The organism is Ruegeria sp. B1 (genome assembly GCF_056535885.1).
In genome coordinates this window covers 180,824-203,338 of the sequence record NZ_JBQFJA010000002.1, presented here as the reverse complement: position 1 = coordinate 203,338, position 22,515 = coordinate 180,824, and the positions used below count along the sequence as shown (strand labels likewise).

Below are 22,515 nucleotides of genomic sequence, written 5' to 3'. Positions count from 1 at the left end.
CCTAAAACTGTGCCACAGTTGGCTTAGTTTTGGAGACGGGATTGATGGCGCGGAAACGGTATTCGGACGAAGATATTCTGCGGCTTTTGCGCGAGATTGAGCTGGGCCTGGCATCTGGTTCGGATGTCGCGACGGCGTGCAGAACGGCTGGTGTCAGTGATGCGACCTATTACACATGGCGCAAGCGGTTTGGTGGGATGGGACGATCTGAGATGGCCAATCTGAAGGCGCTGCAGAAAGAGAATGATCGGCTCAAGAAAATCGTGGCTGAGCTTGAACTGGACAAACTCATTCTCAAGGAGAGCCTTGATTATCTAAAGCCAAAGGCCTGACGGCAGACCAGCTTCGTCAGGCCGTGGTCCACACCCGACAAAAGCTGGCAACCTCTGAACGGCGCACCTGTCGCGTGATTGGATTGGCGCGGAGCACGCTGCAATACCGCGCAGCGCCAAAGGATGATGAGGCGTTACGTCTGGCGATGATCCGATTGGCCAAACGGTATGGGCGCTACGGCTACCGCAAGGTCGCCGAGCTGCTGCGTGTCGAAGGCTGGGCAGTCAATCATAAAAAGATCGAACGACTATGGCGCGAAGAAGGCTTGCAGCTCCCACAACGGCACAAGAAACGCAAACGGCTGTACCACAAGGACAGCTCGATCATCCGGCTCCGACCGCAACATCCCAATCACATCTGGAGCATTGACTTTGTCCACGACAAGCTGAGCAACGGACAGAGCTACAAGATGCTGACGGTGCTGGATGAGTATACCCGTGAGGCGCTCTGCGTAGCGGTCAAGCCGAAGATGAACAGCGCAGACGTGCTGGATGCGCTCTACCCACTCTTATTGCGGCACGGGAAGCCCGAACACATCCGTTCCGACAACGGCGCGGAGTTCATCGCAACGGCCCTGCAGACCTGGTTAAGAAAGGTGGGCATTAAGCCGATCCAAATCTACCCGGGATCACCTTGGGAGAATGGATACAACGAGCGCTTCAATGGCACTCTGCGCCGGGAAGTCCTCAACGCAGAATGGTTCCACACCACCAAACAGGCTCAGATCGTCATCAATACCTGGCTTAGACAGTACAATCGTGTCAGACCCCATCAGGCTCTAAACATGCGACCGCCCGTTCCAGAAACCTTGCTCAAAACTGGCCCATAGAATTGGGGCTGGACACCCGCTGTCTACGCTTCATGAGCGCCGTCGCCGAGGCCCACGCAAGACTCGCTTCCGGCTGGCGGGCTGCGCCTTTACCGGGCAGGAGTAGAACCTGCTGGATTGCTAAGAAAGGTTTCAGCTCATGTCATTCTCCTTTCCACGGCTTTCCTGGCGCACGGCACATTGCGATGCCGTCGAGGGAGGGCGGCAACCATTCCATCTGACTTGCCCAGCGGTGACGAACAAGTTCAGGGGACGTCCCTTGCTATCGCAAATGGCGTGAAGCTTGGAATTCATACCACCTTTTGTTCGGCCGATCAGGCGTCCACACCCCCTTTTTGACGCCCATGCTGGTCGATGTGCGGTGTGCCTTGAGATAGGTTGCGTCGATCATGACGGTCTTCTCTTCGCCGTGATCAGTGGCCAGATCCACCATCATTCGGGCAAAAATGCCCTTGTCGCTCAACCAGAAAAGATCAGACATGTTCACCGCTCGTTTTTCGAGCCGTGAATCACGTAGCGCGTTGAAAATCAATGGGTCCTGACCCTTCTGTATCTCCACTTTGCTATGCTGCACCGCCACCGGCCCCGGCCAGGGCCAATGGCGGGGCGGTGCGCGACGTCTGAGCCTTGTGGCACGACCACGTTCCTTAGCCTGTCGGCACCGCCTCTCTTCATCGTCTCGAACAGTTGATTGCGGCCTTTGCAGGACCGCGCACCAGAAGGAAGAGAGCATGAACAATCTATCACATAGCCGCATCATCGGCATAGATGTCAGCCGCGACTGGCTGGACCTTCATTGTCTGCCCGACGGTCAGGGCTTCAGAGTGCCAAACGATCCCGCAGGTCATACTGCGGTGGCGGATCTCGCCCGAGACAGAGATGCCATCGTTTGTTTTGAATCAACTGGTGGTCAAGAATGGCAACTCTGGGCGCCTTTGGATACAGAAGGCGTTGCAGCCCGTCAGGTACCTCCCGCTCAGGTGAAGGCATTTGCGCAAAGCCGTGGCACACGCGCCAAGACCGATCGGATCGATGCGGAACTTATTGCCCGCTTTTTTGCGTTTCGTCCGGAAGCAGGATGCAGACTTCCCGCAGAAAAGTTACGCATTCTCAGAGCATTGACATCAAAACGAGCCCAGCTGGTCGAGATGCGCAAACGGTTGCTGACCCAATTCCGCGCGCATCAGAAACTCGGCACTGCCGCAATGTTCGAAGACATCGACATCGAGTTAAAGCAACGGTTCGACATCTTGATCAAGCAACTAGAAGACAGGATCGCCCGGGCAATCGCGAGCGATGATCACCTAGCGGAAACGGTAAATGTTCTCCGCTCCATCCCAAGGATCGGCCCGGTTGCCAGTACAATGCTGATCGCCGAAATGCCGGAGATCGGCACCATCACCGGCGAAGAAGCTGCAGCACTCACCGGTTTGGCCCCGGTCGCGCATGACAGTGGAACACTCCGCGGGAAACGCGCGATCGCCGGTGGTCGCCGTGCTCTGCGACACGTGATGTTTCAAGCGGCCTTGGTCGCGGCACATCATAACCCAAGCCTCAGAGCATTCGCAGATCGCCTCCGCAAGGCCGGTAAACCACACAAGGTCATCATCACTGCCATCGCCAGAAAACTGGTCACCATCGCGAATGCGTTGTGCAAAAGGCGTCAAGAATGGGCCCCTCCGACGACCTGACACATACAGTTGCTAATCAAAAATGGCCGGAAAATCAGGTTTCAGAGCAGGATGAATCACGCCGTCAGCAAAAAAGGGAATCCCCCGATTCAGGTTTTGAGCGGGATGCTTTAGCTGTCTGAAACAGCAATTTCCAGCGCGCATTCGTAGTTCATAAAAGAACGTCACAAAGCTCTCAAAGTACTGAAACATAGAAGGCTTTCAGTTTTTCACCTTTTTTAACTTCCGAAAGTACTTGCTTGCCAGTGTCGATGCCCTCACGAATGGTGACGTCCATGTCTAGATAGCGGTATGTTCCCAGCCGCCCGACAAATGTAACATTTTGGGTGCGCTCCGCTAACTCGACATACTTCCCGAGCAATGACTTTTCCTTGACCTGGCGGATCGGATAATAAGGGATATCGTCGAGATCGGCCGCTCGGGAAAACTCACGGTAGCAAACCGAGCTGTCGTGAGTTTCCCAGGGTGCAAAGTGTTTGTGCTCAGTGATGCGGGTGTAAGGAACTGATTCCTCGCCATAATTCATCACGGCGCAGCCCTGATAGTCGCCGTTATACGTGAATCGCTCGAAATCAAGCGTGCGGTAGCCCAACCACCCCAACTCGTAACCAAAATAGCCATCCAAAGGACCGGAATAGAACACATGATCATATCCAGCCCCCATACTACGATCAAATGTTGTGTTTAGTTTTAGGGTTATTGATGGGTGATCGAGAATAGCCTCGACCATGTCAGTGTACCCATTTTCGGGCATTCCTTGGAATTTATGAAAGAAGTAATTGTCATCATAGTTGAAACGTACGGGCAAGCGTTTGAGGATCGACGCAGGAAGCTCTGACGGATGACAACCCCACTGTTTGAGTGTATACCCTTTAAAGAAAGCCTCGTATAAGTCGCGACCCATAAAGCGCATTGCTTGCTCTTCAAAACTTTGTGGATTGGTGATCGAGGTATCCGCCTGTTTTTTGTGATGAAGGCATGCGCCTCGTCTGGTCGCATGGTTTTTCTGAAGAACTGGTTGATTGTGTGCAGATTCACTGGCAGCGAAAAAACTTGGCCATTAGAAGTGATTTTGACTCGGTTCTTGTAAGGGAGGAAGTTGGAAAAACGATTGACGTATTGCCAGACTTCACTGTCGTCGGTATGAAAGATGTGAGGGCCATAGACATGCACCATAACACCGGTTTCGCGATCTCGTTCGGTGTGACAGTTGCCAGCAACGTGGTTACGGCTGTCCATGACTGTGATCTCGTGCCCATTTTCCGCAAGTTGGCGACCGATTACGGCTCCAGACAGTCCGGCACCGACCATCAAATATCGACCCACTTTCATTCAGACACCTAATCGTTTTGGCGGGCATTGCCGTTTCTATCTTTAGCAACCCCTATCTTTGACGTTCACGTCAACTGTTTCGCTTCGAGGCCATTACTGGCCCAATAGACTTCGGCTAAATCGTTTTCATATCCAGCGGTTTACTCAATTGCCGACGAGCTACCTTAATAATTCCTGCCTTTGCCTCTCTTACACTACGGAAGGTCGGCAAAATCGATATCCAGTTACGACACATACGCCAACCCACCTGCACTCGCCCCGAAATTGGCTGCCCGCCTTGCAGAATTGCAGCATAGACCAACGGCACAGTCCGGCGCGATATATCGAACCTGTTTTTCAAAACAGCCTCTTCCTCCTCCGAGGTAGGATTTCCTTTTTCGGCCATTGCCACTTTCAGGTTTTTTCCGATTGGGCGGGTGTGGTGCATCACAACTCCATCCAGAATTGCAGATCGAAAGGCACCAGCCTCTGCCCAACGGCACCAAATGTAATCAAGCCCGTATCCGCTCATCGTGTCCTTAAACAGAGGCAAGGCCTTTTTAAGTATCTCTTTGTGTAGGCATGGAGCCATAATCTCCACGTAATTCGAGTACCGCAGTACGAAGCCTGGGCACTGGCTGAACACAAAGTGTGTGAAGTAGCTATCCGGACTGAGGGAAGGTTGGCCGATACGCAGTCCGTGAAATTGCATCGCCTGGAACAACTCGCTCACGTCAGTCGCACTAATGTCCAAATCATCATCTGGAAGCCAGTAATAGTCGTACTGGTTGAGATCGCGATCCTTGAGCGTCTCGTACAAGCCATCCCATTTTCCGCCCTTGACCAACACCGCTTGAATCCCCGTTTCCAGAGTAAAATCTTCATAAGCCTCTTCCGAAAAAAAACTGATTAGAAGATCGAAATTCCTGTATTCATACGCTATTTCTTTCCAACGATAGTGTAAGGAATCGCGTCCGGCGCGAACCACCACAAGGTTCTTTTTCATAGTCAGACAAGAACCTTGTTTTTGGCTCGCAAAATAGTATCAAGACTTTCCATAGTTTCCCCGCGCAAGGGATGGCGCAACCGCCCATGGGTGTATTGGGTCTGATATTTCACGTTCCTGAGAAACCGGCCGAAACACGATCCGGATTTTGTCTTATTTCGGCAAGCTTCTATTGTACTTATAGAATCCAAACGCTCTGCTATCATCGTTTTGCGAAGTAGGAGGATAGGCACATTGTGTTCCCAATAAAACTTCAGGGTAATGTCAATTGGTCTTGCCATCGGAAAAGTAGTGCCCAAAAGCTGTTCTGCGGCACTGTGCCCAATAATGTATCCTGTGGTTCGTGGCGGCAAACGATCAGATAAAATCAATTCTTGATCCGCGATTTTTCTTAAAATCCGAGCATCCTTACCGCACACCCCGTCGAGTTTGATCATGACGTCTTTGAAAGACTCAGCACATTGGTCCAAGGTGCTTAAGAACGCTCTGGGATCCTGAATAAACGTTGCGTCATCTTCAAGAACCAAGCTTACCGCATTTCGGCTATCTGCAACCTTTTCCCAGATTTTTCGGTGTCCCAAGGCGCAGGCAATTTCGTTGCGGCTAAGCGGCCGCTTAAATTTGAGCCGATTCATATCGGCGTCATACATGTCCTCTAGGTGGGCTTCTTCAAGCTGATCTCCGGAAATTGCATCAATGAATTCAAACTCTGCACCAAGCTGCAAAAGCTCGTTGTTACAGAAACGTCGCCGGTCCACATCATTGGGTAGACTTAAGATGTAGGTTCTGATCAACACTCGACTAATACCAGAATACGCCCTGTTTAACTGCACGTTTTACGAGAAATAGCGTAGATCAAGGAACACCCCAAATGGCTCCTCCTGCCTCGCGTATTATTTCTTATCAATTATAATCTACGACATGGTGCTAAAGTGCCAATTCCCAATTTCTATTTAACGATAGATCCTGCCTATGTTTGGAGACGTTGGGTCCAGCGGACCACCTCCAATTGCGCTCTTGGGTAAGATCCGAAGCGCAACCACACGCAGCGCTCCTTTGCTGTCCTGTGTTTGGTCAGGTCCTGAGTGATTCCCGGATTTCGGGTAAGATCAAAAACCCTCCCAAATCGCAGTTATAGTGAGCCAAGCAAATTTGGCGTTTAAAAACCTGAGATGAAGTTGGAGGTAATCAGGCTCGCCCGAATCCAGGTAAGTTTCCAACAGGTAACTAAAAATCAGCGATGTATCGTCGACCGCTTCAGCAGAGAGTTCAACTTTGCAGATCAAGGTCATGCTTTTTCGGGACAGCATGTCGGCGATCTTTTGGGTGGAGGTCTGCTGCATTACAATAGACTGCTCATTCGTTCTTATCGAATTCCTGCTGCACAACTGATATACTCACTCTTGAAATGCACCCCTCTGATCTACTAGGTCGCAGATGCAGGCCTCCCTGCTGCTCTGAGATCGATACGGCTGCTTCGACTAACTATTGGGCCTGCCTAACTTCACATGCTAATCAGTAGCATGTTTGTCCAAGCTGGTGGTGATACTGGTTTGGAATCGGATTCGGCCCGGCGCGACATCGCTTGAGAGGACCTTCCCGACATTTGCCGCGCTGCGCCCTAATTGGAGAGATGCGGTGCAAAGTGATCTTTCGCAGCAGATTCTTCAACCTAGGCTTTCTTTATCGAGGCACGAAGTACCCATGAAATTTAAAACAAAAGCTGAGCTTTCTGCCTTGGTTCTAACATAGCTGATCCTTCAGCTTGTTGGCAGAGTTGAACTAACAACTTGCAACTCGGTTAAGTTCGAGTTTTTTGACAAAACACGTCCAAACCAATCGTACACATCAGCTTGTTTGGACGTTTTCATCACTGATGTTTTGGGTCCGGTTATCTATTCCAAGTTTCTTAGCCCGAAAACCCGCAAATCGGACTACCACCGCCCCACAAGTAGCCGCCTATTCCCGGAACGCCCGAGTGAAGTAGTCGGTCATTGGCTTGACGAGGTAGGACAGCGGTGTGCGTTCATCGGTTTTGATCATCGCCTCGACCGGCATGCCGGGCAGCAGGGCCTGTCCGTTCAGGCGCTCGATCTGGCCCTCATCCGGCACCAGTTCGGCGCGGTAGAAGCTGAACCCTGATTGTTCATCGGTAAAGACATCGGCTGAGACCGTTACGACATGGCCATCGATCTCGGGTGTTTCGCTCTGATTGAACGCTGGAAAACGCAGAGCAACCGGTTGGCTGACGTGAAGCTGATCGATGTGGATCGCATCCACCCGGGCGGCAACCAGCAGCGGCGTGTCCTGCGGGACGACATACATCATCGGTTCGCCCGGCTGAACGACCGACTGCAGGGCAAAAACCTGACTGCCATAGACCGTGCCGGCCACCGGAGCACGGATGTCCAGCCGCGACAGACGTTCGGTCAGGGACAGGCGGCGTTCCGACAATTCCGAGACCTGCGTCTGCACGTCGCGCAGGGCGGTGATCGCCTCTTCGCGCCGGGTCGCGGTCAGCTCCAGGATCTGAATCTCGGTGGCGGCGATCTGCCCGCGCAGGCGGGCCACGGTTGCCTCCAGCCGTCCAATTTCCCCGGTCAGGCTGGCCTCTTCGCGTTGCAGGGCCGAGACCCGGCTGGCCTGTGTCAGACCCCGGCTGAGCAGGCTCTGCTGATCCGTCAGTTCATCCTGAATCAACACCACCTGTCGACGCAGCGAGACAAGCTGCGCCTGCGTGCCGTCAATCTCGCTTTCGATCTGAGCCCGCTGCTTGCCCAACTGTTCGATCTGTTGCGCCAGCGTGTTGAGGCGCGCCTCAAACAGGCGTTGTTGTCCCGCGATCAGATCGGCATCGATGCTGTCCTGCTCTTGAACGTCGCTCAGCCGTGTCGCCAGACCGTCTGACGTCAACCCGTCCCGCTCGGCTTCCAGCCGGGCCTTACGTGCCAGCAATTCGAACAGCTGAGATTCCACGATGGTGTTTTCCGACGACAGGAACGTGTCGTCTAGGCGCAGGAGCAGAGCGCCGCTGTCCACCTCATCGCCATCGCGCACAAAAATCTCACCAACGACACCCCCATCGGGATGCTCGACCACCTGCCGGTTGCTTTGCACCTCGATCACGCCCTGCGCAATGATGGCCCCCGCCAGTTGCGTCCGCACGGCCCAGATCCCGAGCCCGCCGACTAGCACGACAAGGGCAATACAGCCCACGATGGCAGGCACGGTGATGCGCCAGACCGGGCGCGGGCTTTCCTGAGTGCTTTCTGACATCAATCCCCCACCGGGCTGAGTTTGCGTTTGATCACACCGGCGTTCTGCACCATAGCGCCCAGCACCTCGTCTCGCGGACCGGATTTCGCAACCTGACCGCGTTCAATCACCACCAGATCATCACATTCCGAGATCGCCTGTGGCCGGTGCGTCATGATGATCGCGGCCTTGCCCGCAGCCTTGAGATCACGTACGGCGGCGTTCAAGGCGTCCGTGCCCTCGGCATCCAGGGCAGAGTTCGGCTCATCCAGGATCAGCAAAACCGGATCGCCATAGAGCGCGCGTGCCAGGGCGACCCGCTGCTTCTGGCCGCCTGACAGCTGGCTGTCATTGCCTTCCAGAAACGTATCATAGCCTTTTTCCAACGACAGGATCAGCTCATGTGCGTTGGCTTTTTTCGCAGCAGCCACAACCGCCTCTGCGTCCGGGGCCTCGGACATGCGCGCGATATTCTCCGCCACGGATCCGTTGAACAGGGTGACCTGCTGCGGCAGGTATCCGATGTGACGGCCCAGATCGGTCGGATCGTATTGATCGAGGGTCGCGCCGCCCAAGCGGATGTCTCCGGCCGCCGGCTGCCACAGGCCCAGAAGCGCTTTGGCCAGTGTTGTTTTGCCGGACCCGCTTTTACCGATCACACCCAGCGCCTTGCCCGGTTCCAGCCGCAAGGACACGTTGCGCAAGGTCGGGCTGCCGGCACCCGGCGGGATGACCGTCAGGGATTTGGCCTCCAATCGGGCCTCTGGCGTGGGGAGCTTGGTGCGCGCTGCTTCGGGCGGTGTCTGATCCAGAAACCGGTTGAGAGAGGTCCAGGCCGTCCGCGCCCGCTCGATCATGCCCCACTGCCCGACCGCTTGTTCAACCGGCGCCAGCGCCCGGCCCAAGAGGATCGATCCGGCGATCATTGCTCCCGGTGTCAGCTCGTTGCGCAGCACCAGCCATGCCCCCAGCGCCAGCATGGCCGATTGCAGAAACAGGCGCAGCGACTTGGTCAGGGCGGTAAAGCTGCCCGTCCAGTCGCTGGCCGCAATCGTCTGACGCAGGGCATCCGTGCGTTGCCGCAGCCAACGCAGGGAGATGTCGCCCTGCATGCCCTGCGCGCGCACGACCTCGGCGGCCTGTCTGGCATGTTCCGAGAACGCGTTGGCCTGCGCCGAGGCGGACTGAGCCCGCGCCACTTTGCGGTGGGTCAGCATCTGGTTCAGCAAGGCAATAACGATCAGCAGAACAGCACCAGCAACCGCCAGCCAGCCGAGCAGCGGATGGAACAGGAAGATCGCCGCCAGAAACACTGGCGTCCAGGGGATGTCCATAACGGCCAACAGCACCGGCGACACACAGAGATTCTGAATGGATTCCAGATCGCGCAGGGCGGTTGCCGGGGCAGACCGCGCCTGCGGATGCAGCGACCGGCGCATGGTCGCGTCAAAGACCCGCTCGTCCAGTTGCGACTGAAACCGGGCCCCAAACCGCGCCACAATCCGCCCGCGCGCGAAGTCCAGCATCGCCATCAGCCCATAAAGCAGCGCCACCAGCAGGAACAACGCCGTCAGGGTCTCGACCGCGCGCGAGGCCAGCACACGGTCATAGACCTGCAACATAAACAACGGACCCGTCAGCATCAGCAGGTTCACAAAAACGCTGAACAAAAACGCCAGAGCCAGAAAGGTCACACCCTGATTGCGGACTTTGCGTAGCTCGTGTTGGGCGGGTTGGGAAATAAAGGATTCAGGCTTCATGAATCAGGTGGGTCTCATTTTCATCATAGGGTTCATCATAGGGGTTTAGTTTTTAGCCCGTTCGCATTTCGAAGAATCTTTGCTTCAGATACTACGGACATGGAAAGCCGTAGATAGCAAAAGGCAATTTTTCTTTGCTCGCTATCTCAACGGAATACTAAATAGAATCTTCTGGATGCACTATTTGTGGTTTATGAATGCCCCGCTCGACTTTAAGTGTGCCCAGCCCGCTAGTGAACCTAAATATTGCCTAACGTTTTTTGCTGTTCAAACGACTAGTGAGTAGTGATCTGCAGCGCTCCCGTGGCAACAAACTAGCACTTTATGGTGTTTCTCCCACTCCAAACACATCACAGCATCAAGGCATCAAACCCCGTGACGTGACTAGGCATCTAAACTCGATCACGACAATATTGCCAAATAAGGTTGTTTATACAGGTGTCTTTCAGCGCCCTCAAAATACTTGAGTCCGCCGCAGGAACGCGCAAACAGCCATCGGCGATAGATGGCCTGTGAAGTAGATGAAAACCATCTTGCGAGAAGGAACGAGACATAAGCATAACTGGCACACTGCAAGCTACCTCGCGAAATGAAGACAGCTGCTCAACAACAATATCGAGATCCACCAGACCGTCGAATGTGTCAAAATCTATGCAGAGTAAATCCCAACACTCTGGAGCATCAAGAATGATCCGCGTAGCGTCTTGGAGGCTTCGGCTGTCTCTAACATTAAAACCTGCCTCCGTGAACAAGTTGCGGATGTCACGCGCCTCCTTTGTTTCGCCCGCGACAAGCATAACCCAAGACCCTTGATACAGCCCAAGGTTAGTATTGCCCTGCCCCCGATGAATAAGCCATTCTAATTCACTCAGAAAGTGTTGATCCAATTCGTCCAGTTCGCCGCTCACACCAACTTTTGACCAAAGCTGACCGAATTCCTTACGATCTGAATCCGCCCTGAGGGTGACAGACTTTTGGAAAGCCAAGGGCAGAAGAAGCGAAACTAAAACACCAACAAAAACGTAGCAGACCATCGCTGCAATCAATCCGTACCCGGCTGATAGCGCTGATCCAGCCACCACAAATCCAGCAAATACGCCAGCTAAAATCGTCGGCAATAAAGGCAGAACCCGTTCGCCCTTGGGGAATGAAACCGGCGGGGAACCTGCTTCCCAGTTTCTAACGCGGGTCATTTTTTTCACACCCATTTATTAATTCGGCGGACAAATTCACCACCTTTATTGATACCCTTTCCTTCATGACTCTGCCTGCCTCGTGTAGTATTTGGTATTGAATACACTCCACGACATGGTGCTAAAGTGCCAATTCCCAGTTTCTATTTAACGATAGATTTTAGCTATGCTTCGGAGGTATTGAACCCAGCGGGCCAACTTCGATTGAGCTCTGCGAGCAATCACCAAAAGCAATCACATGCTGTTCTCAAGAGCTGGCTTCTGCCTGGCCAGTTCTTGAGTGAAACCCCTTATTTCGGGGCGCGCGGGTTGGTGAAGATACCGAAGCGCAACAACATGACGCTCAAATTCAGCATCCTCAATGGTCAGCGAGACAAATTCCTTGCTCCGTGGGATTGCCGTCTCGGGTAATATCAAAAAACCCCTGCCCAATCGCACTAACTCCAGGAGCAAATCAACACGGTTGGAACGATGTGTAAAATTCAGTGTATTTCCGCGGTCAGCGCAGAAACCAAACAAGATTTCACGCATATCGCAGTCGACTCTGGCCAGCGCATCGTTGCCCGCCAACACATCCAGGTTCACGGTTTCCCTTTGACTAAGCGGGTGTGTGGCGGAAACAACAACGCGGTAAGTTTCGCTGTAAAGTGGCTCCGCCTGATAAAGTTCGGATCCCGCATCAGCATTTGTTATGGCGATATCAAAGCGGCCTTCCCGAAGGCCGTCTAGAAGCGCATTTTGTTTATCGACTATGATCTCGAAATTAGTCTCCGGTGCTCGCGCCTGATACCGTGTTACCGCGTCTGCTATTCTGATCAGTCCGATGCTTTCACCAACTCCAACACTGATGGGAAAACCCTCGAGACGAACGTAACGTTTCGCATCTACCACTGCTTGCTGAGTCTGCTGCAACACTTCTTTCAAGTGCGGGAGAACGACTGCGCCTAACGGCGTCAAGCTGCATCCGGCACGATCACGCAAAAACAATCTACCGCCCAACCTGTCCTCCAGCTTCTTGATGGCTGTCGTGAGAGATGGTTGAGAAACGTTTAAAGCTTGCGCCGCGTGAGTGAAGTTTCGATATTTAACAAGTGCCAAAAAATATCGAATTTGATGCATTTCCATGAATTCTGTGCGCCCTCTCTTTGGCGATGCCCGTGAATCATTCGCACAAGAGATAGCTACATTATCGATAGTTATAGCCTATATTATGATAGCTCATCGGTATTGGTTATTGAACTAAATATGTCCGAAGATTTATCGACTCCCTCGGGCAGAGCGTGACGCGGCGATGTGGGTAAGTTTTAATTTGGCCGCGTCACGCAACGCCTAGATTTCTAATGTTTGGGTCCATCCCAGGCACTATTTTGCAGCGATGTCAAGATAATGGTACAAAAACTGAAACTAGGATCATGTTGGTTTGAGAGTTCGAGCGATGATTTTTTTGGATTAAAAACCACCAGGAAGAAGTAAATTCGATGACCAAAGTTCTTGACTATCATTTGGGATCAGGTCGAAAACGATGAAAATTATCCTAGCTGTGGACACCCTAGACACCTAGGATCAGATTGAATTATTACTTGTATGCTGGCGTAGAATCCGCACCAGATGAACGATTTGATCGTTTTCTTAACCCCAATCCCTAAACAGCTTTGCCACGCTATTTTGAGTTTAATTCAGTCGCTTTCAGCTGCGGCATCTGTCTCTAGTATTTGTGAGTCTTTTATCCGGAATCGGAAGCCTAACACTGATTTCTTTTCTGACTATACTTCCTTTGGATACGGTGCTTTTAGTGTTCACAACGAATTCAAGGGCGCATCGATAGGATGGCAACCTTGCCGTTAAAATGAACCTTTCGTTCTGGTACATCCACGGAACCGTAAAAGCGTTTGGCTTGAACTTGAAGCGTGAGGGATCCCCTTGAGGTGCCTGATGTGATTCATCCCGTTTGGGAGGATGGATCATGTCAGTACCATTAACGGATACGCTTCACGCGCGGTTTCAGAAGTACATCGAAAAAGTGTTAGGCGGGCAGCAGCGTTATGGCTGAAGTTTTCGTCGGCTACGGTTGCAAGATGGGCCCGGCAGGTCAGGACGCATGACCATGATGAGCCTGCGCGATCAAGGCTGCCGGGTTCTATATCTCCCGCTATACGCGCCCGATCTGACCCCCATCGAGCAGGCTTTCTCCAAGCTGAAAACCCACCTTACAAAGATCAGAGCCAGAACCTTCACCGAGGTCTTTGAGGCCATCGGGGAAATCTGCAATCTCTACGACCCCGCTGAGTGCTGTAACTACTTTAGCGCTGCCGGATAGGTCGCATGCTAAAACCGAAGCGTTTTAAAGTAACAAATCTACTTGCCGGGACGTTCGAAGTGAACCACTGCCTGGTTCTGCATCCAGCCCTACGGACAAAAGATACTGCACCAGCCAAAGTTTCCACAGTTTATGGCTTCTGATATTCAGCTGTCATCGGTTCAATGTAGCTTGTTTCACTGACCATTGCGATGTTCCTTTTAACGTGTGCCGACTGTGGTGCGACCGCGACGCCGGAATCCCGAGAGTTTTCTTTGATGTGGTGTTCATCGATCTCCTTCGGGAGCCCTCTTGAGCTTGACCATCAATTTGAATGTTTGGCGATATCCTCCACTCGATTGTCCACGCGTCCATTCATTATACATCAGTGATCGAGTTCGAGCACTATTTGATAAACGTGCGAAATCTGTTGACCGCTCCTCTTTTAGTTGTATTTTTTGCGGTAGTAGATAACAATAGCGGTCAGCCACTTCATGGAAATCAATCAAATTCGCTACTTCCTGGCCGTTTGCGAACACGGCAATTTCACGCATGCGGCGAGAGCTATGAATGTGTCTCAACCTTCACTCACGACAGCCATTAAGAAACTGGAATCTGAACTTGGTGGGCCGCTTCTCTTGCGCGATCGAGCGGGATGTCGTCTGACCCCACTCGGAGCAATTGTACAACCGAGGTTACAGGAGGCGTTGCAGCAGACTTATCAAGCGCAGGTCGAAGCAGCACGCCATGTGCGTTTGAAGCGTGTACCAATTGGTGTCGGCATTGGTGAAACGATTGGGCAGTCTAAAGTATCGGAGGCGATTGAACGCTATCGGACCCGCAACCCGGAAGCGGATATTGAGTTGATTGTTGACAGCCATACGGCGTTGCTCGAGGGGCTTCGGGAAGGGCGCTTCGATATTGCAGTGACAGTCGCGCAAGCTTCTGAAGAAATTTTTCACATTGATACGCTTTATGAAGAACGTTACTGCGCCGTCGTTTAAACCGAACATCCTCTGAGCCAACATGAAGCGGTAGCCCTGAAACGGTTAGCCGGCAATGAAATGCTGGATAGGCTCAATTGTGAAATGCGTGAATTCATACGCACGACCAGCGCCGATCGCGGTTGTAGGCTTTATGCCGCTTATCGTTCGAACCGTGTTGACTGGCTGCTTGAGTTGGCCAGGAACGGAACGGGTTTTTTGATTTTGCCAGAAACCGCCATCCCGAACGAGAAAGGGCTCGTCAAACTTTCAATTGAGGATGTTCAAATTGATCGCCAGGTGGCTGCGCTGCGCTGCCGCTTTCAACCCTCACGTCCTGAAGCTCATGATCTGGTTCGGGAGTTGATGAAGGTATCATGAAGCAAGAAGTTAGAGGGATTGAGTGAAGTGGTTTCGCAAACTTCTGATGAAACCCGCGACTTAGGCTCAGGGCTCCGATAACTCCCCCCGGTCAAGCAGTTTTGCGTAAGACAGTTGATCCGCCGCAGCGATTTCACCTTATGTGTAAAACTGCAGACTTTATCTGATGGACGTCTCAGCGAACGGTGATGAGATTGCGTTGTTGCCTGTCCGAATGCTCGGAAGCCCTGATGGTCTTGTCCACAGCAATGTGTAGCATTTAGCCGAAAGTCTGCATAGGTGTTTCGCCGTAGCAGTATCTTCCAGAATGCGCGCACTGTTCGTTGTATTTGGTCAGCCATGCGTCCCGATCCGTCTGCAATTCTCCCATCGACCGATAGATCTTCTCGCGGAAGGCGATGTCGTAGAACTCGTCCTTGATGGCGAGGTGAAAGCGCTCGCAGATGCCGTTGGTCTGCGAACTGTTCGCCCTAGTCTTGGAATGATCCACGTCCTCGAATGCCAGATAAAGCTGGTAGGCATGACTCTCGACCTTGCTGCAGTATTCCGTGCCCCGGTCGGTCAAGACGCGAAGCAGGCTGATGCCTTGCTCGGTAAAGAAGGGAATGACACGGTCGTTCAGCAGATCGGCGGCGGTTATTGCGGTCTTGTCGGTATAGAGTTGGCAGATCTCCACGCGGGCATCAGTATCGACGAAGGTCTTTTGGTAGATGCGCCCCACACCCTTGACCATACCGAGTTAATAGGTGTCCTGGCTGCCGAGATAACCGGGATGGTGGCTTTCGATCTCGCTATGCGCCTCCTTTTGCTGCTTCGCCTTTTTAAGCCCACCATCTGCTATTCCGTCAAGAGAATGCGGTCCTGGGCGGCAAGGTCCTCAAACGTCTGTCTTGGCCCCCTAAAACTGTGCCACAGTTGGCTTAGTTTTGGAGACGGGATTGATGGCGCGGAAACGGTATTCGGACGAAGATATTCTGCGGCTTTTGCGCGAGATTGAGCTGGGCCTGGCATCTGGTTCGGATGTCGCGACGGCGTGCAGAACGGCTGGTGTCAGTGATGCGACCTATTACACATGGCGCAAGCGGTTTGGTGGGATGGGACGATCTGAGATGGCCAATCTGAAGGCGCTGCAGAAAGAGAATGATCGGCTCAAGAAAATCGTGGCTGAGCTTGAACTGGACAAACTCATTCTCAAGGAGAGCCTTGATTATCTAAAGCCAAAGGCCTGACGGCAGACCAGCTTCGTCAGGCCGTGGTCCACACCCGACAAAAGCTGGCAACCTCTGAACGGCGCACCTGTCGCGTGATTGGATTGGCGCGGAGCACGCTGCAATACCGCGCAGCGCCAAAGGATGATGAGGCGTTACGTCTGGCGATGATCCGATTGGCCAAACGGTATGGGCGCTACGGCTACCGCAAGGTCGCCGAGCTGCTGCGTGTCGAAGGCTGGGCAGTCAATCATAAAAAGATCGAACGACTATGGCGCGAAGAAGGCTTGCAGCTCCCACAACGGCACAAGAAACGCAAACGGCTGTACCACAAGGACAGCTCGATCATCCGGCTCCGACCGCAACATCCCAATCACATCTGGAGCATTGACTTTGTCCACGACAAGCTGAGCAACGGACAGAGCTACAAGATGCTGACGGTGCTGGATGAGTATACCCGTGAGGCGCTCTGCGTAGCGGTCAAGCCGAAGATGAACAGCGCAGACGTGCTGGATGCGCTCTACCCACTCTTATTGCGGCACGGGAAGCCCGAACACATCCGTTCCGACAACGGCGCGGAGTTCATCGCAACGGCCCTGCAGACCTGGTTAAGAAAGGTGGGCATTAAGCCGATCCAAATCTACCCGGGATCACCTTGGGAGAATGGATACAACGAGCGCTTCAATGGCACTCTGCGCCGGGAAGTCCTCAACGCAGAATGGTTCCACACCACCAAACAGGCTCAGATCGTCATCAATACCTGGCTTAGACAGTACAATCGTGTCAGACCCCATCAGGCTCTAAACATGCGACCGCCCGTTCCAGAAACCTTGCTCAAAACTGGCCCATAGAATTGGGGCTGGACAACCACTGGCGAATACGATGTCATCCTTTTGGATCTGATGCTGCCCGGAATTCAAGGGCAGGATGTCTGCCGCAAGTTGCGCGCCCGTAAATCCAAAATCCCCATCCTGATGCTGACCGCGTTAGACAGCCCCGAAGAACGGGTCGAAGGATTGAAAATCGGCGCTGACGACTATCTTCCGAAACCCTTTGATTTTGACGAGCTCATCGCTCGCGTTGAGGCGTTGCACCGGCGCGCCAATAACTATGCCAGCGATCTCGGAGACACCGTCATCAAATGCGGAACCCTGAGCTTTGACAGACGCTCCCTGCACGTGACCGTGGCTGGCGAAGAGGTTCAGCTATCTAAAAAAGAACGCGATCTTCTTCTGCTATTTCTGACCAATTTGGGTCGGGTTCTGTCCCGAGAGCGTATCCTCAACTCCGTATGGGGCATGAACGAAGACCCATTAACCAACGTCGTCGACGTTTACGTTGGCCGCCTACGGCGCAAAATTGGAAGTGAGGGTCAGCGGATCGTTACGCTTAGAAATGTTGGGTATAGGATGAGTTGACTAGCACACTGAGAACTTAGTCTGTAGGTTAGTTGGCCTCGACAAGATCGGCATTCCAGAAGATGCTCACTTTTCTGTTCATAGCTGACACTCCCGGCAATCAGACGGGTTAGGACATTGCCCCCACGATTGGACCCATCGGCACTTCGCAATAAGGCAGCGCTCAATTGTGACAGCTTTTGGTCCTTGATCTACTCAAAAACCCGGACACCTTCACCAGCAAAGACTTCTCTCAAACCCTTGTTAATGTCACACAAACTACACCGAGTGACATGCGGTAGAGATCTTCGATCAGCTCGGACAACCTTAAGTTAATCATGCCGCTGAAGTCGACCAGGCTATTTCGTAAGAACTGACATAGTTGACTGCTAGACTGGCTGACACGAAAGCGGACGTTGGAGCAATCGCAACGAAATAGCGCTCTGTCCGCATCTCTTCCCTCTGCAAACCGCCTGGGTATGTCCGGTTTGCGTGGTTTCAAAGCCTTCTGCACCAACAAAAACTCAAAGTACGGTTAAGGTCTGGTAACGGCTCAAATTCACTACACCGTGCGATCTGCATAAAATGGCTGTAGTGAGCTCTATTCAACTGATGCTTCGGGATAACCTAATGACGGCTCATCTCACAGCTCGATCCGGAACGAAACATCTGGCCTGCCCCCACCCTATCTAGAACACGACTTTGAGGCCTGCGTTTGCGCTCAGTGCGCTGGTGTCGCCAGCGGTGCTGAGCCCGGTGGCATAGGAGGCTTCCCCAAAGAGATCCACGCGATCGGTCAGGGCGTAGTTGCCGCCAAGACCGATCCCAACCGCCCAGGGCTCACTCTCGGTTGTCAGGGTCGCCCCGGCAACATCCACCTCGCTGCCCGCGCCAAACTCATGGAACAGGTTCACGATGCCATAAAGGCGGTGTGCCCCTTGTTCCTGCGCGCCAAACTCAAGCCCAAGCCGCAGCTGCCGGCTGGCCGCATCCTCAAACGTCACCTGCTCCCCGTAGCGCTCACCCTCAAAGTCATCAAACCCAACTGACGACAGGCTCAGCTGCGCCTGCGGGATCACCGTCAGACCGGACCCCAGATCGAAGCGCTGCCCGGCCTCGATCGACAACCCAAGGCCCGTGCCCCCGTTGTCTTCGGTCAGGGTTCCAAGACCATCAGCGGCCAGGTCACTTGTATAGGATGCCAGTGTCACCTGCCCGTCGACATAAAACCTGCGCGTGTCATACCACGTGGCCGAAAGGCCCAGACCCAGGCCCGTGGTGTCAATCGAACCATCTCCAAAATCTGAGGTCACCGACGCACTCCCCGTGGCGTAGGAGAACATCAACCCACCCACAAGCAGCCCCGCCCCGCTCTCGCTCACGACAACATCCGCGCCGATCTCCATCTCCCAGATCGAGCTGTCGAGCGCGGCCCCTGTTGTGCTGTGCTCTTCCGACAAGGTGACCTGTTCTGTCCCCATCTGGAACCACAGCGGGGTGTCCCTGTTTTGACCCGACGCTTCCCCGTCCCAGGCCAGGCTGCGGAAGTCCTGTGAGCTGCCCCGGTTGCGCAGCGACGCGGGGCCAGTGAGGGCCAGCAGCGACTGACCGTAGCTGTCATAGATCGGCGCAGAGGGTTGATAGTTTCTCCCACCGGTCTCGGACATCGCGCTCAGCGACCAGCCGTGGCCATCCCCCGCCTCGGTCAGCCTATAGAGGTGGGCGCCCGAGACAACCGCTTGCGACCCGTCCGGGGTGACATGGTTGCCATCCACAAGGGTGAAGGTCCCGTTAAACGTTCCGCCAACAGTGACCACATCGATCTCAAGCGGTGTGCCTTCGCCACCGGCGCTGTCCAGGCCCGAAATCGACAGCATCATCTCGCCCGACGCGTCGCCCTTGATCTCCAGCCTGTCGGAGTGCGCATCATTGCCAGCGAGAACTGCATCCAGGGCAAAAACACTTGTTCCCGATCCGGTGTAATCCCCCTCAATGGTGATCACATCATCCGCATCCCCGTCCTGTACACTCAAAACAACAGAGCCATCATTGATCACATCCCCTGCAATGCTCACAACGGTGGGGGTATCCCCTCCCCCGCCCGTCGCGCTGGCCACTTTACCTGCGATGGTCGCCTCGGTGGGGGCGCCCCCGCCAGACACGCTGAATACAGATCCTGCCTCGATCGAGAGTGCCATATCCAGCGTGGCACCCTTATCCAGACTCAACTTTGTTTCATCCTTCAGCGTCAAATGCTCCCAGTTGATGACGTCCTCCATTGTGGTCATGGTCTGGCCATGCAGCGTCAGCTGATCGTTATCACCCGCACCACCATCCAGAACGTGGGACCCAACATAGGTGCTGTCGGCGGAAATCGTGACGGTGTCGTCTCCCGCCCCAAGACGAACATCCCCGCTGAAGTCGCCGCCTTCCAAGGTCAGGGTATTGTCGCCCGCACCTCCATAGACATCACCGGTGACGCGTCCGCCTGTCACAGTCAGGGTATCATCACCTGCATCAAGAAAAATATTGCCGGTGATTGTCCCTGCCGAAGTGATGCGCGCAGTGCCATCGTCTTCTGGTGCCCCGTCACCAGAAGATCTGGCGGTCACAGTGCGTATCGCAATACCAGACGCTCCCGCAGTCACATGGGCACCGCGGTTGATCGTAATCGTCCCCGGGTTGTGGGATATCGTTCGGATCGCGGCGCCTCCTCTTGATCCGCCCGTCACACGACCGGTTACGTCCACGTCAAAGCCGTTTGCACCTAACTGAACAAACTCATCGGGGCGGAGGTGTGACAGCCGCTCGTAATTCCCTGAAACGCGAATCCCGTCTGAACCCGCTCCTGAAACCGTGACCTCGGCCTGCGCACCCAGCGTGACAAACGCCTTCGCTTTCGACTCCCCGCCCGGCTCCAACTCTCTGACGGAAACCTTCGGCGCGACCTTGACGGAATGAATAGGCGCTTCTGATTCCGCCCAAATCCCGTGAGACCCGCCTCCATATGTGGTGACTTTGCCGCGCTCCATCTCCACGGTCACCTTGCCAGAGCCATTGGTGTCCGCATAAAGCCCATGGGATAGGCCACCCTTCTCCGGCTCCCGTCCGGTTATTATATCCCCTCCGGTCATTTTCACCTTCACCTCTTCGGCATTGTCCGGGTTGTCAATCCGCGCATAAAGCCCAGAAGAATTCGTGGCCTTCGTGGTGATCTTGCCGCCATGCATTTCCGTGGTTGCCGTGCCAAGGCCACCATTGGATTGCGCAGCGGCTCCAAAGCTATTGGCACCGTTAGTGATGATCGTCCCTGCTCTCATTATCGCTGTCGCCGTCCCCTCAGATGCATTATCAGTGTAGCTGCTGTCCGCCCGCATCCCATGCGCTTGGTTTCCATGCGTGATGATTGTGCTGGTGCCATCCGTGTTATCCATTTCCACTAACGCATTGCCAGCGCCAATGTGTATAGCCCGAACTGCAGTTGAGTCTTTCAACGTCTCGATCGTCCCTCCGGTGATTTTCGCCGTCAACCTGACCTTAGTAACTCTCTTGGCTTCCGACGAGAGAGCGGTACCGATCGACGCCTGAACCCCGAAAGCATCCTTCCCTTTCGTGATGATAGTGCCGCCTTTCATGTGCGCGATAGCCTGGGCGTATTCACTTTTGCTACGGCTCGTTGCCCGTATGCCGGAACCGTCATCATTCTCGGTGTTGATTACACTCTCGGCTCCGCTCATGACAGCCGTCACCGTGCCTACATAATCCCTGCCGTGGGAGCCTGCACCGACCGCGAATGTCGCCTTTGCTTTGTTCCCAGTGTGGATGAAACCGCCACTCATTTCCGCAGTCACATCGCCGCCACTCACTACCGCAGTACCCTGCTCACTAGCGGTGAACGCCGAAACCCCCTCGACATTTTCACCGGCAGCAATCGTAATACTTCCCCCGCTCATGACCGCCCTGGCCTCGGCTGTGCTCGCCTCGTCGTTAACCCGCGCATGAAGCGCAGCAAAACGGCCCCCGTTGATTGTGATGTCCCCATCACCGCTCAATTCGGCGCGCGCATCTGCGTTGCCTGTGGCCTCTGCAAAAGCCCCGTAACCGCCCGCCGAGGTGACAGTGCCGCCTTCCACTCGCGCTTCAACAAGGCCATTACCATTGGAACTCGCATAAAGCCCATTAGCTCCTTTACCGCTCACCTCGACATTTCCATCTTTTATCCGTGCCACCACGAAGAGCTCGGTCGTCATGTCCGTGGTTTCAAGCTTCGAATGAAGACCGTGATTTTGGTTATCGTCAGTCGCGATGACAGAACCGCCAAGCATGTGCACACGATTATGACCCCACCGCCCATGTACGCTCACCCCGGAACCGCCCACACTAAGCTTAGGATCCTCCGGGAGTGTCAGGTTGAGCCCGTCTGTATTGGTGTAGGTGATGCCATTTTCGATGGCAGTGCTATGGCTAGAGTTACATGTAAGATTAGTTTGTTTATTGGGAACTGCCTGCCCGCACTCATTGGCCGCCTGCGCCTCGCCTCCGGAGCACAACACCGCAGCCGTGGCCACGACCAAAAGGCCTGGCGCAATGCTCGCCACCCGCCCTTTGAACTTGGTCAATCGGCCAGCCTGAACCAAAACGTTAAGCGTGCGAAGGGCGGGCTGGATGTCCAGATTCTCGTTTATCATTTTGAAACTCTCCTGTGCGGGGTATTGCCAACGTGTTTGAGCAGGATCGGAAGAAGCCCCTGCCCGTCAGACGGCATAAATTTGGGTGCTGGCGATTTTTGCCCAAGCACTCGAGGGCCAATCAATTCGTTCTATACCCAATCTTAGAACTCGGTTGCTGTATTGGGAAATACTCTAATCCTAT

The 22,515-nt window shown here is 53.9% G+C and carries 13 protein-coding genes and 6 pseudogenes; 8 read left to right on the top strand and 11 right to left on the bottom strand.

The genetic code is table 11. The features are described 5' to 3' along the window. Window positions 1–44: 44 nt before the first annotated feature. Window positions 45–1,162 (top strand): annotated as a pseudogene (locus tag ACR3ES_RS23595) (IS3 family transposase). Between the two features lie 219 nt (window positions 1,163–1,381). On the opposite strand, the pseudogene ACR3ES_RS23590 reads toward ACR3ES_RS23595, so the two are convergent. Next, a pseudogene (locus tag ACR3ES_RS23590) lies at window positions 1,382–1,622 on the bottom strand (IS5/IS1182 family transposase); the annotation flags it as partial. A 271-nt stretch (window positions 1,623–1,893) separates the two neighbouring features. On the opposite strand from ACR3ES_RS23590, the gene ACR3ES_RS23585 reads away from it, so the two are divergent. Beyond that, window positions 1,894–2,853, top strand: a complete 960-nt coding sequence (locus tag ACR3ES_RS23585; protein WP_480425908.1) for an IS110 family RNA-guided transposase — start codon at window positions 1,894–1,896, stop codon at window positions 2,851–2,853. Beyond that, window positions 2,832–2,975, top strand: a complete 144-nt coding sequence (locus ACR3ES_RS23580) for a hypothetical protein (protein ID WP_480634791.1) — start codon at window positions 2,832–2,834, stop codon at window positions 2,973–2,975. Before ACR3ES_RS23585 ends, ACR3ES_RS23580 begins: the two co-directional genes overlap by 22 nt. A gap of 53 nt (window positions 2,976–3,028) precedes the next feature. Here the strand turns inward: ACR3ES_RS23580 and glf are convergent. The 8 genes and pseudogenes from glf to ACR3ES_RS23540 all read right to left on the bottom strand — a co-directional run bounded on the left by glf (window position 3,029) and on the right by ACR3ES_RS23540 (window position 12,503). Beyond that, window positions 3,029–4,185: pseudogene (gene glf / locus ACR3ES_RS23575) on the bottom strand (UDP-galactopyranose mutase). 115 nt (window positions 4,186–4,300) lie between these two features. Then, on the bottom strand, window positions 4,301–5,170 hold the full coding sequence (locus ACR3ES_RS23570; protein WP_480425904.1) for a hypothetical protein: 870 nt from the start codon (window positions 5,168–5,170) through the stop codon (window positions 4,301–4,303). Between the two features lie 2 nt (window positions 5,171–5,172). Further along, window positions 5,173–5,967 carry a glycosyltransferase family 25 protein gene (locus ACR3ES_RS23565; RefSeq protein WP_480493703.1) on the bottom strand — a complete coding sequence of 265 codons (795 nt, stop codon included), beginning with the start codon at window positions 5,965–5,967 and terminating at the stop codon, window positions 5,173–5,175. A gap of 312 nt (window positions 5,968–6,279) precedes the next feature. Then, a complete protein-coding gene (locus tag ACR3ES_RS23560; protein WP_480425901.1) occupies window positions 6,280–6,513 on the bottom strand; it encodes a hypothetical protein in 234 nt (77 codons plus the stop codon). 616 nt (window positions 6,514–7,129) lie between these two features. Next, complete coding sequence (locus ACR3ES_RS23555) at window positions 7,130–8,446, bottom strand: HlyD family type I secretion periplasmic adaptor subunit (RefSeq protein WP_480425899.1); 1,317 nt, start codon at window positions 8,444–8,446, stop codon at window positions 7,130–7,132. Continuing rightward, window positions 8,446–10,185, bottom strand: coding sequence for a type I secretion system permease/ATPase (locus tag ACR3ES_RS23550; protein ID WP_480425898.1), 1,740 nt, complete (start codon window positions 10,183–10,185; stop codon window positions 8,446–8,448). The genes ACR3ES_RS23555 and ACR3ES_RS23550 overlap by 1 nt, the downstream gene beginning before the upstream one ends. Before the next feature lie 392 nt (window positions 10,186–10,577). Next, on the bottom strand, window positions 10,578–11,393 hold the full coding sequence (locus ACR3ES_RS23545) for a hypothetical protein (RefSeq protein ID WP_480425897.1): 816 nt from the start codon (window positions 11,391–11,393) through the stop codon (window positions 10,578–10,580). A 219-nt stretch (window positions 11,394–11,612) separates the two neighbouring features. Continuing rightward, complete coding sequence (locus tag ACR3ES_RS23540) at window positions 11,613–12,503, bottom strand: LysR family transcriptional regulator (protein ID WP_480425895.1); 891 nt, start codon at window positions 12,501–12,503, stop codon at window positions 11,613–11,615. A gap of 973 nt (window positions 12,504–13,476) precedes the next feature. On the opposite strand from ACR3ES_RS23540, the gene ACR3ES_RS23535 reads away from it, so the two are divergent. Next, window positions 13,477–13,695 (top strand): transposase, encoded by a 219-nt coding sequence (locus ACR3ES_RS23535; protein WP_480425894.1) that lies wholly within the window; start codon window positions 13,477–13,479, stop codon window positions 13,693–13,695. A gap of 473 nt (window positions 13,696–14,168) precedes the next feature. Further along, window positions 14,169–15,038: pseudogene (locus ACR3ES_RS23530) on the top strand (LysR family transcriptional regulator). A gap of 259 nt (window positions 15,039–15,297) precedes the next feature. Here the strand turns inward: ACR3ES_RS23530 and ACR3ES_RS23525 are convergent. After that, window positions 15,298–15,759 carry an integrase core domain-containing protein gene (locus ACR3ES_RS23525; protein ID WP_480634790.1) on the bottom strand — a complete coding sequence of 154 codons (462 nt, stop codon included), beginning with the start codon at window positions 15,757–15,759 and terminating at the stop codon, window positions 15,298–15,300. A gap of 220 nt (window positions 15,760–15,979) precedes the next feature. Here ACR3ES_RS23525 and ACR3ES_RS23520 point away from each other — a divergent pair. From ACR3ES_RS23520 to ACR3ES_RS23510, 3 genes and pseudogenes are all read left to right on the top strand, one after another. After that, window positions 15,980–17,097 (top strand): annotated as a pseudogene (locus tag ACR3ES_RS23520) (IS3 family transposase). 21 nt (window positions 17,098–17,118) lie between these two features. Beyond that, a pseudogene (locus tag ACR3ES_RS23515) lies at window positions 17,119–17,319 on the top strand (response regulator transcription factor); the annotation flags it as partial. A gap of 105 nt (window positions 17,320–17,424) precedes the next feature. Continuing rightward, the gene (locus tag ACR3ES_RS23510) at window positions 17,425–17,664 is read left to right on the top strand and encodes a winged helix-turn-helix domain-containing protein (RefSeq protein ID WP_480425965.1); all 240 of its coding nucleotides are present in this window, start codon (window positions 17,425–17,427) and stop codon (window positions 17,662–17,664) included. A 668-nt stretch (window positions 17,665–18,332) separates the two neighbouring features. On the opposite strand, the gene ACR3ES_RS23505 is transcribed toward ACR3ES_RS23510, so the two are convergent. Then, the gene (locus tag ACR3ES_RS23505; RefSeq protein ID WP_480426236.1) at window positions 18,333–22,331 is read right to left on the bottom strand and encodes an autotransporter family protein; all 3,999 of its coding nucleotides are present in this window, start codon (window positions 22,329–22,331) and stop codon (window positions 18,333–18,335) included. Between the last annotated feature and the right edge of the window lie 184 nt (window positions 22,332–22,515).